At 72.3% G+C, this 14,089-nt stretch carries 10 protein-coding genes; 9 read left to right on the top strand and 1 reads right to left on the bottom strand.

Annotated features, from left to right (window positions below; all coding sequences use genetic code 11):
• From D7X12_RS16080 to D7X12_RS16045, 8 genes are all read left to right on the top strand, one after another.
• Positions 1-1,807: hypothetical protein (locus D7X12_RS16080; protein WP_208719073.1), on the top strand; the 1,807-nt coding region annotated here is incomplete at its 5' end.
• A gap of 144 nt (positions 1,808-1,951) precedes the next feature.
• On the top strand, positions 1,952-3,589 hold the full coding sequence (locus D7X12_RS16075) for an FHA domain-containing protein (RefSeq protein WP_439329372.1): 1,638 nt from the start codon (positions 1,952-1,954) through the stop codon (positions 3,587-3,589).
• Positions 3,586-5,301: an exodeoxyribonuclease VII large subunit gene (gene xseA / locus D7X12_RS16070; protein ID WP_120626145.1), complete on the top strand. Its 1,716-nt coding sequence runs from the start codon at positions 3,586-3,588 to the stop codon at positions 5,299-5,301. Before D7X12_RS16075 ends, xseA begins: the two co-directional genes overlap by 4 nt.
• Before the next feature lie 41 nt (positions 5,302-5,342).
• Positions 5,343-5,675: an exodeoxyribonuclease VII small subunit gene (xseB, locus tag D7X12_RS16065; protein ID WP_120626144.1), complete on the top strand. Its 333-nt coding sequence runs from the start codon at positions 5,343-5,345 to the stop codon at positions 5,673-5,675.
• A 27-nt stretch (positions 5,676-5,702) separates the two neighbouring features.
• Complete coding sequence (locus tag D7X12_RS16060; protein ID WP_120626143.1) at positions 5,703-6,092, top strand: response regulator; 390 nt, start codon at positions 5,703-5,705, stop codon at positions 6,090-6,092.
• Positions 6,093-6,097: 5 nt separating this feature from the next.
• A complete protein-coding gene (locus tag D7X12_RS16055) occupies positions 6,098-6,991 on the top strand; it encodes a polyprenyl synthetase family protein (RefSeq protein WP_120626142.1) in 894 nt (297 codons plus the stop codon).
• Positions 6,991-8,748: a 1-deoxy-D-xylulose-5-phosphate synthase gene (locus D7X12_RS16050; RefSeq protein ID WP_120626141.1), complete on the top strand. Its 1,758-nt coding sequence runs from the start codon at positions 6,991-6,993 to the stop codon at positions 8,746-8,748. Before D7X12_RS16055 ends, D7X12_RS16050 begins: the two co-directional genes overlap by 1 nt.
• Positions 8,745-9,485 carry a TlyA family RNA methyltransferase gene (locus D7X12_RS16045; RefSeq protein WP_120626140.1) on the top strand — a complete coding sequence of 247 codons (741 nt, stop codon included), beginning with the start codon at positions 8,745-8,747 and terminating at the stop codon, positions 9,483-9,485. The genes D7X12_RS16050 and D7X12_RS16045 overlap by 4 nt, the downstream gene beginning before the upstream one ends.
• A gap of 13 nt (positions 9,486-9,498) precedes the next feature.
• Here the strand turns inward: D7X12_RS16045 and D7X12_RS16040 are convergent, their stop codons facing one another.
• Positions 9,499-11,058 (bottom strand): hypothetical protein, encoded by a 1,560-nt coding sequence (locus tag D7X12_RS16040; protein ID WP_120626139.1) that lies wholly within the window; start codon positions 11,056-11,058, stop codon positions 9,499-9,501.
• Between the two features lie 506 nt (positions 11,059-11,564).
• Between D7X12_RS16040 and D7X12_RS16035 the strand changes: the two genes are divergently transcribed.
• Positions 11,565-14,066: an ATP-binding protein gene (locus D7X12_RS16035; protein WP_120626138.1), complete on the top strand. Its 2,502-nt coding sequence runs from the start codon at positions 11,565-11,567 to the stop codon at positions 14,064-14,066.
• Positions 14,067-14,089 lie beyond the last annotated feature (23 nt).

The raw sequence follows: 14,089 nt of genomic DNA, 5'->3' as shown, positions 1-14,089 counted from the left end.
CCGGAGCGCTGCGCCCCTGGTGCCGGCGCCCGTGGCTCCCGGCCTTCCCGTGCTGTCGCCTCCCGGGCTCATGCCGCCGCCGCCGGCCGCTCGGGCCGCTCCGTTCCCGCCGCTGGTCGTGCCCCCGGCGAGCCTCTCCCCGGTGGACCCGGACGAACCGGAGGAGCGCACGCTGATGGCGATCTCCGCGGTGGACTTGCCGGAGCCCACCTTCACGGGCGCCCCGGCGGTGGCTGCCGAACTGCCCTTGGTGGACTCGGATGAGCCGGAGGAGCGCACGCAGATGGCGATCTCCGCGGTGGACTTGCCGGAGCCCGCCTTCACGGCCCCCCCGGCCGAGGCCGCCGAACCGCCCTTCGGAGAATCGGACGAACCCGAGGAGCACACCGTCCTCGATCTCCGGCCCCTCGCCCGCGTCAGCCCGCTCGTTGCGCCCCCCGTGCTCCACGGCGCGTCCGCGCCCAGGGCCGTCGCCTCCGCGGCGGCGGGTTCCGAGGAGCCGCCCACGTTCGTGGGAAAGGACGCCGACCTTTCCCCGGCGCCGCCCGTCGAAGCGCCCGAGCCCCCGACGTTCGTGGGCAAGGACGTGCCCGGTGCGGCCCCCGCCGTAGCGCCGCCCCCGCCTCCGAGCGCGCCTGTCGCCCCGCTGGAGCCCGAACCCGCGACGTTCGCGGCCCAGGACCCCCGGGGCGTGGCGGAGCCTCCCCCGGCGCTGGATCCCGGACTGCTCCTGGGCGAGGCCGACCTGCTGGCAGCGCACTCCCCAGCGGACGCGAACGCCACGGAGTCCGGCCCCGCCGACCTGGACGCCTCCGCCGAGCCGGTGCGCTCCGGCCCGGTGACGGTCGTCGCGAAGGTCGAGCCCTCGTCCGCGGCCGACGAAGCCCGCCGGCGGCGTCGGCTCGCGCGCTCCCTGGGCGGTCAGGTCGTCCTCTTCTGGCAGCGCCAGTCCCTGCCGCGCCGCATCGGCTATGCATCCCTGACGGGCCTCGTGCTGCTGGCGGCGGTCGTGGGTCTGCTGTCCGTCGTGTCGCCCACCTCGCTCGGTCTGCCCGGCCGGGAGCCCTCCAAGCTGGGGCTCTCTCCGGTGACGGACTCGTTCGGCCTGGGCGAGCGCGTGCTCTGGACCCACGTGGACGACAAGGCCTTCGACTTCCGCTTCATGTCGCCCACGCGCGCGGTGGCCGTGCTGCACTACCAGGCCAGCAACATCTCCAAGGACGAGGTCAACCTGTCGCTCAACGGCGTGTCCCTGGGCTGGGTCCCGCCGGACACGGCCCAGACGGCGGAGCGCGAGCTGGAGCAGGTCCTTCCCCCGGGCCTGCTGCGGCGCAACGAGAACAACCAGCTGCTCTTCGACAACGCCCTCAACCCGCCCGGCCGCGAGACCTGGCGCATCTGGAACCTGCGCCTGGAGATCATCCCGGTGCCCGAGCTGCCGCCGGATCAGCTGATCGCCTCGGCGAGGGAATCCGTGAAGGCGGGCGCCCGGTTCTACGAGCTCCGGGACGTGGGCGCGGAGAACCTCTTCAAGGCGTGGCGGGAGTACCGCTCCGCGTGGATCACCCTGGAAGCGCTCGACGACAAGCCGGACCTGTACGAAGACGTCCGGGAGCGGATCGCCCAGATTTCAACGGAGCTGGACCACCGCTGCGGCCAGCTGATGCTCGAATTCCAACGGGCCGTCCAGTACCGCAGCCGCCGTGACGCGGTCGCGACCCTCGAAGACGTGCGGAGACGCTTCCCTACGACCGAGCATCGCTGCCACAATCTCGCGCTGGAAAAAGCCTATGAGCACGAGCTTTAGGGCCCGTGCCCCCCTCAGCAGGATGCGGTGAACGCCATGTCGAACGGTCCTCCCCCAGCCCGCCGAAGGCCCACTTCGGGTACGCCCTCATCCGGGACCGGACAACGCGCGCCGGTCCGCCGGCCGACCGCGGGGGCCTCCGCGGTGAAGCCCGCGAAGCTCGTGGTCATCGCCGGCCCCAGCGAGGGCGAGGAGTTCCCGCTCTCCGACGCGGAGTACACCGTCGGTCGCTCCGCCGACAACCCCATCTGCCTGCAGGACACGTCCGTCTCGCGCAAGCACATCACGCTGCGCCGTGAGTCCGCGGGCTGGATGGTCAGCGACATGAAGTCGGGCAACGGCACGCTCGTCAACGGCGAGCCCGTCACCGACGAGACGCTGCTGGCCAACGGCGACGTCATCACGATGGGCGACTCGGAGTTGCGCTACGAGGACACCGCCAACAGCACCGCCAAGGTGCAGGCGCCCTCCAGCCCCCGTCCCCGTCCGTCCTCGTCCGCCGGTCGCGCCCCCACGGCGGTGCCCGCGCGTCCCGGCCCCCGGGGTGAGGGCCGCGCGCGCCCGCAGACGTCGCGCGCCTCCGCCTCCGCGGAGCTGACGCCGGAGGTGCAGCGCAAGCGGATGCGGCTGAAGCTCGCGGGCGTGGGCGTGCTGGTGCTGCTCTTCGCGGGCCTGGGCGTCGCGCGCTCGCGCATGCGGCACCAGCAGGAGGTGCGGGGCCGCATCGAACAGGAGCAGCGCCTGTACCGCGAGCAGCTGGGAGGCCTCTTCCAGGAGGCCAAGAACCTGGTGCGTGAAGGCCAGTGGCAGCAGGCCAAGGCGAAGCTGGAGGAGCTCCAGAACCAGGCCCCGGACTACCCCGGCGTGGCCGACTACCTGAAGGCCGCGGAGAAGGAGATCCCCAACCAGGGGCACCTGGCGGCGGCCCAGAAGGCGCTGGACAAGGGCGAGATCGTCACCGCGCAGGCGGCGCTCGCCAAGGTGAGCGCCGACACGCAGCTCTACGAGCAGGTGAAGACGGCGCGCAGGGCGCTGACGGACGTCGCCGACAAGCGCACGAAGGAGGCCAACACGCTGATGGCCTCCCGCCAGCTCGAGTCCGTGCAGAAGGCGAAGGCCATCACCGACGACGTGCTCGCGGCCTTCCCGGAGCACCGCGACGGCAAGCTCATCAACGACGAGGCGGCGCGCATCATCGCGGACCTGACCCGTCCGGGGCCCGTCCGCGTGGTCGCGGCGCCCAAGCCTTGGGAGCCCGCGGTGGACCGCTTCCGCGACGGCGACATCTCCGGCGCGGTGGCCATCCTCAACGCGTGCGCGGCCAAGACGCCCCAGTGCAAGCAGCTCATGTCGCAGATGACGGAGTTCGGGGGCCTCTACAAGAAGCTGGAGGACCTGGAGGCCAAGGGGCTCTCGCGGCTGCTGGCGCTCGACAAGGACATCACCGACGGCCGGGGCAGCAAGATGGCGAAGAACGCCGGTACCCGCGCGGCGACGACCTTCTACAAGAGCGCCTCCGGCGCGAAGGCCGCGGGCCAGTGGTCGCGTGCAATGGAGTTCGCGCGCCGCGCGCTCCAGGCGGATCCCAACCACACGGGCGCGGCCAACATCGTCAACGACCTCAAGGGCAAGGCGAAGGACCTGTACCTCCAGGCCTACTCCATCAAGGACGCGAGCCCCGAGGACGCGCTGCCCAAGTTCCGCGACGTCGTCGCGATGACGCCGCCCGACGACGAGCTGCACGGCAAGGCCCAGGGCTGGGTCGAGAAGCTGTCGCGATGAAGAAGCGCAAGGGCGTGGAGCCGCCGCCCCCCGAGGAGCCGGGGCAGGGCGATCTCTTCGGCACGTCGCTCTTGCAGCCGTTGCGCCCGGCCCCCCCGGCGGCGAAGGCCTCCGGGGAAAAGGCCCCGCCCGCGCTGCCCGGGGTGCCTCCCAGGGCGGAGCTCCCACCGCCGTCGGTTCCCCCTGTGTCGGTGCCGCGCCCGGAGCGCACGGTGCTGACGGTGGGGGAGCTCACCCGGCAGATCAAGCAGACGGTGGAGTCGCGCTTCCCGCGCGTCCTGGTGCGCGGCGAGGTGTCCAGCTTCCGGGGCGCCAACGCGCGCGGCCACTGGTACTTCACGCTCAAGGACGCGGACGCCTCCATCGACGCGAAGGTCTGGGCGTCCATGGCGGGGCGGATCCGCTTCGCGCTGCGCGACGGCATGGAGGTCCTGGCCGAGGGCAGCGTGGACCTGTACGAGCCGCAGGGCCGCTACAGCCTCATCGTCTCGCGGCTGGAGCCGGTGGGTGAGGGCGCGCTGGCGCTCGCGTTCGAACAGCTCAAGCAGCGACTGGCGGCCGAGGGGCTCATCGGCGACCGGCGCGTGCGGGCGCCCCGGCCCGTGCCGTTCCTGCCCCGGCGCATTGGCGTCGTCACCAGCCGCACGGGCGCGGCGCTCCAGGACTTCCTGCGCGTGCTGCACTCGCGCAACCCCCGGCTGGGCGTGCTCCTGGCGGACGCGCGCGTGCAGGGCGAAGGCGCCGCGGAGGACGTGGCGCGGGCCATCGAGCGGCTGGGGCGCACCGACGTGGACGTCATCGTGGTGACGCGCGGCGGTGGCTCCGTGGAGGACCTCTGGACGTTCAACGAGGAGCGGGTGGCGCGCGCCATCTTCGCCTCGCCCGTGCCGGTGGTGTCCGCCATCGGCCATGAGATCGACTTCACCATCGCGGACTTCGTCGCGGACCTGCGCGCGGCCACGCCCAGCGCGGCGGCGGAGCGGCTGTCTCCGGTGCTGGCGGACCTGGAGCTGACGCTGGCCACGCAGTCCGGGCGGCTGCGCCGGGCGATGGAGCGGCGGGTGCTGGAGCTGCGCGAGTATCAGGGCCAGCTCGCCGCGCGGCTCACGGATCCCCGCCGCGCGGTGAACCAGCAGCGCCTGCACCTGTCCGAACAGGTGGAGGCGATGATGCGCGTGCTGCGCCCCCAGGCCCGCGAGCACCGCGAGCGGCTGCGCGCGCTTCAGGAGAGGCTGCAGCGGGCGCGGCCCCAGACGCGGCTGGGGGAACAGCGCTCGCACCTGCTCAAGCTCGCCATGCGGCTGTCGGAGGCGGCGCGCGCGGGGGTGTCCCGGCGGCGGGGCGCGCTGGCGGACGGGCGGCTGGGCCTGGAGCGGGTTTCGCCCACGGCGCGGGTCGCGGCCGAGCGGGCGCGGCTGGCGGCGGCGCGCTCGCGGCTGCTCGAGCTGCAGCGGGGGGCCCTGGCCTCCTCGCAGACGCATTTCGGACGCCTGGGCGGACGGCTGGACGCCCTCAGCCCGTTGAAGGTGATGTCGCGCGGCTATGCGGTGACGTTCCGGCAGAAGGACGGCGTCGTGGTGCGCTCTACCGCGGATGTGGCGGTGGGCGACGTTCTGGGCATCAAGCTGTCCGCCCACGGGGCGAAGACGCTGGGCGGGTGTGAAGAAATCGAAGCCACCGTCACGGGCCTGAAAGGGCCGGTGGACTGCTAGCGGGCCACCCTCTACATTCCGCGCCCCGCTCGGGGAGGTGGATGGCCGTGGCGAAGTCCGAAAAGAAGGTGGAGGCGGCCCCCGAGCAGTACGGGGACGTGGTGACGCGCCTGGAGCAGACGGTGGCGCGGCTGGAGAGCGGCGACCTGTCGCTGGAGGAGTCGCTCAAGGCGTTCGAGGAGGGGATCCGCCTCGTCCGCCGGGGCGAGAAGCTCCTCACGGAGGCCGAGCAGCGCATCGAACAGCTGCTCGTGGACGAGGACGGCCAGGAGGTCGTCGCGCCGCTGGCGGTGGCGGCCCGGCCTGCTCCCCAGGCTGCCCCCCGAGCGACCGGCGCAGCCCGTCCACCACCGGAGGACGACGTCCCGTTCTAGTTGGCAGGGGAAGGGTGGAGGACGGGAATGTCGAAGCCGAAGATCACCATTGTCGATGACGACCGTGACACGCGCGAGCTGCTCGCCGAGGCCCTGGGCTCAGAGGGCTTCGACGTGACGTCCGCGGCGAACGGGCTGCGGCTCGTCGCGTCGCTCGAATTGCACCGGCCGCACGCCATCCTCCTGGACGTGAACATGTCCTGGATCAACGGCTTCGAGCTGTGTCAGGCCGTGAAGCAGAACAAGCAGTTCCGGGACATCCCCATCATCTTCATCAGCGGGCGGGGAGACCCGGAGGACAAGCGGCGCGGCATGGAGGTCGGCGCCGCGGACTACTTCGTGAAGCCGCTGGACCTGGACATGCTCGTCCAGCGCATCCGCCAACTCATCCCCAACGACGCGACGCAGGAGCCGTGAAGCCGATGGCCGTCTTCGAACTGGACCCCTTCATGCGCTCGCGTCAGGCGCGGGTGGAGGCGCTGCTGCGCGAGCGCGCCGACCGGCTGGCCCCCGCGGGCACGCCTCCCCGGTTGGCGGAGGCCATGCGCTACTCGCTGCTCGCGGGCGGCAAGCGGCTGCGCCCCGTGCTCTGCCTCGCCTTCGCGGACGCCGTCTCCCGGGCGAGCACCGACACCGCCGTCGTCGCGGATGCCGCGTGCGCGGTGGAGTACGTGCACACGTACTCGCTGGTGCACGACGACCTGCCCTGCCTGGACAACGACGACCTGCGCCGGGGCAAGCCCACGAACCACAAGGTCTTCGGTGAGCCGCTGGCGCTGCTCGCCGGGGACGGGCTGCTCACGGAGGCCTTCACGGTGCTGGCCACCGGGCCGGAGCCGGTGCGCGGCCTGCTGTGCGCGGAGCTGGCGCGCGCGGCGGGAGCGGCGGGCATGGTGGGCGGACAGGTGCTGGACATCGCGCAGGATCGGGCCGCGACGCTGGACTACCTCCTGCGGCTGCACCGGATGAAGACGGGCGCGCTCATCCGCGCGGCGTGTCGCATGGGCGTGCTGGCGGCCGGCGGCGACGTGGCGGCGCTCGGGAGCGCGGAGACGTACGGCGACGCGGTGGGCCTGGCCTTTCAGATCGCGGACGACGTGCTGGACGTGACGGCGAGCGCGGAGCAGCTGGGCAAGCCGGTGGGCGCGGACGCGGAGGCCGGGCGCCACACGTTCCCGGCGGTGGTGGGGCTGGAGGAGTCGCGGCGCATGGCCCGGGACCTGGTGGCGCGGGCGGAAGCCGCCGTGCGTCCGCTGGAGGGTGGGGACGGCCCGCTGGCTGCCCTGGCCCGCTACTCGGTGGAGCGGACCTCCTGATGCCGGACGTGCTGTCCGGGGTGACGTCTCCCGCGGAGCTGCGCGCGCTGCCCGAGGACGCGCTGCCCGGCCTGTGCGCGGCGTTGCGCGAGGCCATCATCACCCTGTGCGGCCGGGTGGGCGGACACCTGGGGGCATCGCTGGGCGCGGTGGAGCTGGTGGTGGCGCTGCACCGCGTCTTCCACACGCCCCAGGACGCGCTCCTCTTCGACGTGGGGCACCAGGCGTACGCGCACAAGCTGCTCACCGGCAGGCGCGAGCGGATGCACACGCTGCGGCAGGCGGGCGGCATCGCGCCGTTCCTGGATCCGCGCGAGAGCCCGCACGACGCGCTGGCCGCGGGCCATGCGTGCACGGCCATCTCCGCCGCGCTGGGCCTGCTCGCGGGCCGGCGGCAGCTGGGCCACCGGGGCCACGTGGTGGCGGTGGTGGGCGACGGCGCGCTCACGGGTGGCCTGAGCTTCGAGGGCCTCAACAACGCGGGCGGCAGCCACCTGCCGCTGGTGGTGCTGGTCAACGACAACCAGATGTCCATCAGCGCGAACGTGGGCGCCATCCCCGCGCTCCTGCGCACCCGCAACGCGCGCGCCTTCTTCGAGTCGCTGGGCTTCACCTACCTGGGCCCGGTGGACGGGCACGACCTGGGCGCGCTCACGCAGGCCCTGCGCGAGGCCAAGGCGTCGGGGCGTCCGGTGGTGGTGCACGCGCTGACGAAGAAGGGCCGCGGGTTTCCCCCCGCCGAAGCGGACGAGCAGACGCGCGGCCACGCCATGGGCCCGTACGAGTGGCGCGACGGCAAGCTCGTGCGCTCGCGCGGCGGGCTGCCCACGTTCAGCGAGGCCTTCGCGGCGGTGCTGGGCGAGGCCCTGGAGAGGGATCCGCGCGTGGTGGCGGTGACGCCCGCGATGCTGGAGGGCTCCGCGCTCACCGGCCTCAAGGCGCGCTTCCCGGACCGCGTGCACGACGTGGGCATCGCGGAGCAGCACGCCGTCACCTTCTGCGCGGGGCTGGCCGCGGCGGGCGCCCGGCCGGTGTGCGTCGTCTACTCCACCTTCCTGCAGCGCGCGTACGACCAGGTGGTCCACGACGTGTGCCTGCCGGGCCTGCCCGTCGTCTTCGCGTTGGACCGCGCGGGCCTCGTGGGCGCGGACGGGGCCACGCACCAGGGCGCATACGACGTGTCCTTCCTGCGGCCCCTGCCGGGCCTGACGCAGTGGGCCCCCGTGGTGGGCGAGGACCTGGCGCCGCTGCTCACCACCGCGCTCCAGGCGCCGGGCCCCTCCGTGCTGCGCTTCCCGCGCGGCACGCTGCCAGCCCTGCCGCCGGAGCTGGTGATGGGGGACGCCCCGGTGTCGGGGGCCCGCTGGTTGAAGCGCGCGGCCACGCCCCGGCTGACGCTGGTGACGCTGGGCCCGCTGGGGCTCGCGGCGCTGGAGGCCGTGCGGGACGAGCCGGACTGGAGCGTGCTGGATGCGCGCCGGGTGTGGCCCCTGGATGACGCGGCGCTGCTGGAGGCCGCGGCGGGCGGGCACGTGGTGGTGGCCGAGGAGGGCACCACCCGGGGCGGGTTGGGCAGCGCGGTGCTGGAGCTGTACGCGGCGTCGGGCATCGCTCCCCGGGTGCGGCTCCTGGGCATGCCGGACGTGTTCCTGCCGCACGGCGACGCGCGCGTGCAGCGTGCCCAGCTGGGCCTGGACGCGGCGGGCCTGCGGCGTGCGGGCCGGGCGCTGCTCCTGCTCGGAGAGGAGGCCCGGTGAAGTCGAAGAAGGAGCGGCTGGACGTGCTGGTGGTGGAGCGCGGGCTCGCGGAGTCGCGCACCAAGGCCCAGGCGCTCATCCTCGCGGGCCAGGTGGTGGTGGGCGACCAGCGCGTGGACAAGCCCGGTGCGCAGGTGCTGGTGGAGTCCGAGCTGCGCCTCAAGGGGGAAGTGCTGCCGTACGTGTCGCGCGGCGGCCTGAAGCTCAAGGCGGCGATGGACCGCTTCGGCCTGGACGTGACGGGCCGGGTGGGCGCGGACATTGGCGCGAGCACCGGCGGCTTCACCGACTGCCTGCTCCAGCACGGCGCGGTGCGGGTGCACGCCATCGACGTGGGCTACGGCCAGCTCCACGAGAAGCTGCGCACGGATGCGCGCGTGCGCTCCCGCGAGCGGGTGAACGCGCGCTACCTCACGGAGGAGGACCTGCCGGAGAAGGTGGGCGTGGTCGTCATCGACGTGAGCTTCATCTCGCTCACCCAGGTGCTGCCGTCGGTGCTGACGTTCCTGTCGCCCGGGGGCCTGCTGGTGGCGCTGGTGAAGCCCCAGTTCGAGGTGGGGCCGGACCGGGTGGGCAAGGGCGGCGTGGTGCGCGACCCGGCCGCGCGTCAGGACGCCATCGACACCGTGACGGCGTTCGTGCGCGCGCAGGGGCTCGCCGTGCGCGGGGTGATGGACTCGCCCGTGCCCGGGCCCGCCGGCAACGTGGAAGCGCTCCTCGTCGCCGACCGGCCCTGACGGTGTCCCTCCGCTACGGGACGACCTTGCGGTAGTCGGCCAGGGGCAGGGCCTGGACCAGGTTGTTGCCGGTCCGCATCCACAGGCGGTTGTCGTTGTCCACGGAGCACGACAGGCTGCTGGAGACCTCGTAGCGGAACAGCTCGCCCTTCTCGGCGGAGTCCACCGCGACGATCTCCTGGGGCAGGGCGCCGTCCACCGCCGGGCCGTTGAGCAGGTAGAACTCGGAGCTGGTGGCCCGGCCGAGCTGCACCTGGATGACCCGCAGGTTGCCGGACGCGTCCACCGACTTGCCGTCCTTGTTGGCGATGGCGCCCGTCTCCGAATTCAGGAACCACACGCGCTGCGCGCCGATGGCCGCCACGCGCGACCCGGCCGCGAAGGGGAGGATGAACTGGAGCGGCACGGGCAGGTTGCCGCTGGTCCACTTGAGCGCGGAGCCCTCGCAGCCGTTCATGTCCGTGCGGCAGGCCTGGACGCGCGACTGGCCGCTGCCGAAGGGGAAGCCCAGGTAGAGGATCGAACCATCCGGGCTGAACGACGCGAGCGGCGGCGTGGAGAAGTTGCCGTTGTAGTCGAGGATGACGCGCTCGCTCACGGGGTCCTTCATCTCGCCGGTGCCGTTGGCGTCCAGCCGCGCGACGACGATCTGCAGCACCGTCGCCGTGGAGACGTCCGGCTGCTTCACGAACGCCACCAGCACGTCGGAGCCCTTCTGGAGGGGCGGCGCGATGATGGGCCAGGGCGAGGGGAAGTCCCACTGCGTGGAGCCGTTGTTGGACGTGTGCTTCAGCCGGGACACGATGTTGTTCTCATCCATGATGAGCGCGTCGCCGTTGTCCATCACGGACAGGTTGGCCAGCGAGTACGTCGACCGCGTCCGCCCGCTGAGCGTGAAGTCGCTCTTCACCGCCACCGCACCCACGCCCGGCGTCCACACCCACCGCTTGTCGGTGGCCGGGTTCACATCCGTGTTGACGGTGAAGGGGCTGCACGGCAGGCCCAGCTCCACGCTCTTCAGGAGCTGGCCGGCGGCATCCACGCGGAACAGCGTGCCGATGCCCGTGGTGGGGTTGCCGCACCCGATGAAGTTCACGTTCGTGCCGCCGCCCTCGGCGATGAAGAAGTCCGTCACCACCTGGCCGTTGGGGTCCGCGTCCTTCACCACCTTCGTCACCGGCAGGAACGTGGCGGCCTGGGGCTGGGACACGTTGGTGCGCCCGTCGTTGCAGGTGGCCTGGGCCTTCAGCGCCAGCTTCGCGGCCATGCCGTTCGGGTACTTGAACTCGTTCGCCGCGATCTCGAAGTCCATCGAGCCGCTGGTGTAGGGCACCGTCTTGACGAACGTGCCCCGGTCGTCGATGGCCAGCTGCGACACCGTGTCGCACCCGGACACGAGGACCCGGATCTTCAGGGTGGGCGCCGCCGTGTTGGGCTCCGGAATGGACAGGGTCACCTGCGGTGGATCCGGCGTGGGCGGCGGCTTCGGATCGCCACAGGCGGTGAGGACGGAGACGGTGAGCGTGGCCACCAGGGCCCGCGGCGCGAGCAGACGCGGAAGAGCGAAGTGCATGGTTTCGCACTCTACCTGCTCCTGGGGAAGCGGGCGTCTCCTGGGCCTGCTCCGGGGCCGTGACAGCGACGATTCCAACGCGATTCCTGATCGCGAAGCGCGTCCGCAGTACTTTTCAGGAGCACGGGGGCGTGCCTCCACCCCACGCCCGAAGGCCGCCCACCCTGCTTCCAGGCAGGCTTCCTCAAACGGTATGGGAAGAAAGTCACAGCCCTGATGTTCCCGCGTGGGTCCAGACATCACTCCCCCCGAGGGAAAACGGACCCGGATTCCCCGCGTCACGGGATCGTCATGCACGCACGGAATCCGGGGCGTGAACGTCGGGCCGGGGTATACGTCGCGCCCTTTCTCTCACCTTCTCACTCGGAGAGGCCCGGCCATCTGCTGGCCCAGAGTCGGGTTAGACGGCATGATCCAGAATCGACCATGACTCCTGACGCACCCAACGGGTATTCGCAGTGTCGTTCCCTGTCCGGGCGGGGCGGAGGCATGCCGTGAGGATCGAGATGCTGTCCGAACAGCGGGGCCGGGTGCTGGTGCTGGCGGCGAAGGCCGCCGGTGACGCGCTCGTGGAGCGACTGACGGCGAGCGGCTACCAGTGCGCGTCCACGGAGCGGGAGGCCGGGCTGGCGGAGATGGTGGATCAGCTCCAGCCGGAAGTCGTCCTCCTGTCGGTGACGGCCAAGCGGGCGGCCGAGCTGCTGGAGACGGTCCGCAAGGTGGACAAGCTGAACCGGCTGCCGGTGCTGGTGGACCAGGGCCGCGCGCGCTCCGCGGAGGCCTTCAAGCGGCTGGCGGTGGACGACTTCGTGCGCGGCGCGGATGAGCTGGTGCCCCGGCTGGAGTCGGCCCTGCGCGCCTGGCGCTTCAAGGAGCGCGAGGAGCGCATCCGGCTGCGCATGGGGATGCTGCTGGAGATCACCCAGGCGGCGACCAGCTCCCTGGAGCTGGAGGAGATCCTCCGCATCGCGGTGGAGAAGGTGGGCCAGGTCACCGGCACGGACCGCTGCTCGGTGGTGCTGGTGGAGGGCAGCCACGCGCGCACGGCCACGGTCGTCGCGACGCAGGAGGACCCCAGCCTCGTCCAGCTGGACATCGAGGTGGCGCGCTACCCGGAGCTTCGGCGCGCGCTGGAGACGCGCCAGCCGGTGTTGATTGAAGAGGCGCAGCGCGATCCGCTGATGGCGGAGGTGCGCACGTCGCTGTTGCCGGTGGGCGTGAAGTCCATCCTGGTGCAGCCGCTCATCTGCCAGGACGACCTGCTGGGCGCGCTCTTCCTGCGCGTGTCGCGGGGGGATACGTCCATCGGGCGCGACGAGCAGGAGTTCGCGCAGGCGGTGGCGGGCGTGCTCGCCAACTCCATCCGCAACGCGCGCCTGCACACGGCGGTGAAGAAGAAGCGCGAGGACATGGAGCTGGCGTACGTGGAGCGCTACCGCGAGCTCAACGACGCGAACCGCCGCCTGAAGGAGCTCAACCGCCTGAAGGACGAGATCATCGCGGTGTGCAGCCACGACCTGCGCGCGCCGCTCCAGGTGCTGCTGGGCCACGGCCGGCTGCTGCTCGAAGGCCCGCTGGAGACCCAGCAGAAGCAGTCCGCGGAGGCGATGATCCGCCAGGGCCGGAAGATCCTCACCCTGGTCGAGTCCCTGCTGGAGAAGGGCAAGGGCGAGGCGGCCCGGCTGTCCATCGAGCCCCGGGTGCTGGACGTGGCGCAGCTGTGCCGCGACGCGGTGGCGGAGCTGGAGATCCTCGCCGCGGAGAAGCCCGTGGTGCTGCGCTCCGAGTGCCCCGACAGCCTGATGCTGATTGGCGACGAGGTGAAGCTGCACGAGGTGCTGCAGAACCTCATCAGCAACGCCATCCAGCACGCGAGCGACACCAAGGGCGAGGTGGTGGTGCGCACGCAGCGGCTGTCGCGTCCGGACGGCGACGCGGTGCGGGTGATGGTGAGCGACAACGGGGTGGGCATCCCCCCGGACGAGCTGCACCTCGTGTTCGACCGCTACCGCCACGGGCCCAAGGGCACGGGGCTGGGGCTGGCCATCTGCAAGGAGTTCGTGGAGCTGCACGGCGGGGAGATCTGGGCGGAGAGCCCCACCGACGGCGGCTGCACCTTCGTCTTCACGCTGCCCCTGGCCCAGGAGGCCGCGCGCAACCCCCGGCCCCAGCCGGCGGCCGGCGCCGCGCCCGAGCAGCCGCGCGTGCTGGTGGTGGAGGACGAGCCGGAGATCGCCGCGGTGCTGTCGGAGGTGCTGCGCTCGAAGTACCGCGTGGAGGTGGCGCGCGACGGCGCGGAGGGCCTGGCGAAGGCCCGCGCCTCACGGCCGGACCTCGTCGTGATGGACGTCTTCCTGCCCAAGCTGGACGGGTTGGATGCGGCCATGGCGCTCAAGTCCTCGTCGGACACGGCGCACATCCCCGTCATCCTGCTGTCCGCCCACCAGGGCGTGGCCGACAAGGTCCGCGCGCTCAACCTGGGCGCGGTGGACTACATGGCGAAGCCCTTCAACGCGGTGGAGCTGCTCAACCGCACCGAGCGGGCCCTCAAGCTGCGCCAGGGGGAGAAGGAGCAGCAGGACAAGTCGGCCCCGCTCCAGAAGCGCACCGGGAGCGACCCCGCCACGGGGCTGCATGACCGGCGCGGCCTGCTCCTGCGGCTGGAGCAGGAGGTCGCCCGGAGCCGGCGCTACCACCGCTCGCTCACGCTGGCGGTGCTCCGTCCGGACCGCTCCCTGGAGGCGCTGCCCTCCAACATGGCGGACGTGATGCGCAAGCGCGTGCGTCACCCGGACGCCATCGCCCACCTGGGGCAGGGCGTCTTCGCGGTGGTGCTGCCCGAGTGCAACGCGGACGCCGCGCGCACGGTCATCAACCGCCTGATGCCGGACGTGGAGAAGGTGACCTCCATCGAGTACCGCGCCGCCCTGGCGGACGTCAGCCAGGACAGCGACCCGGTGGAGAAGCTGCTGGAGAAGCTGGGCGCGCCGCCGCCCGAACTCCTCTAGCCCTGGAGTGCCCCCTGACGGAA

The sequence above is a fragment of the Corallococcus sicarius genome (assembly GCF_003611735.1).
Taxonomy (GTDB): Bacteria; Myxococcota; Myxococcia; order Myxococcales; family Myxococcaceae; genus Corallococcus; species Corallococcus sicarius.
This window is presented reverse-complemented; position numbering and strand designations above follow the sequence as displayed.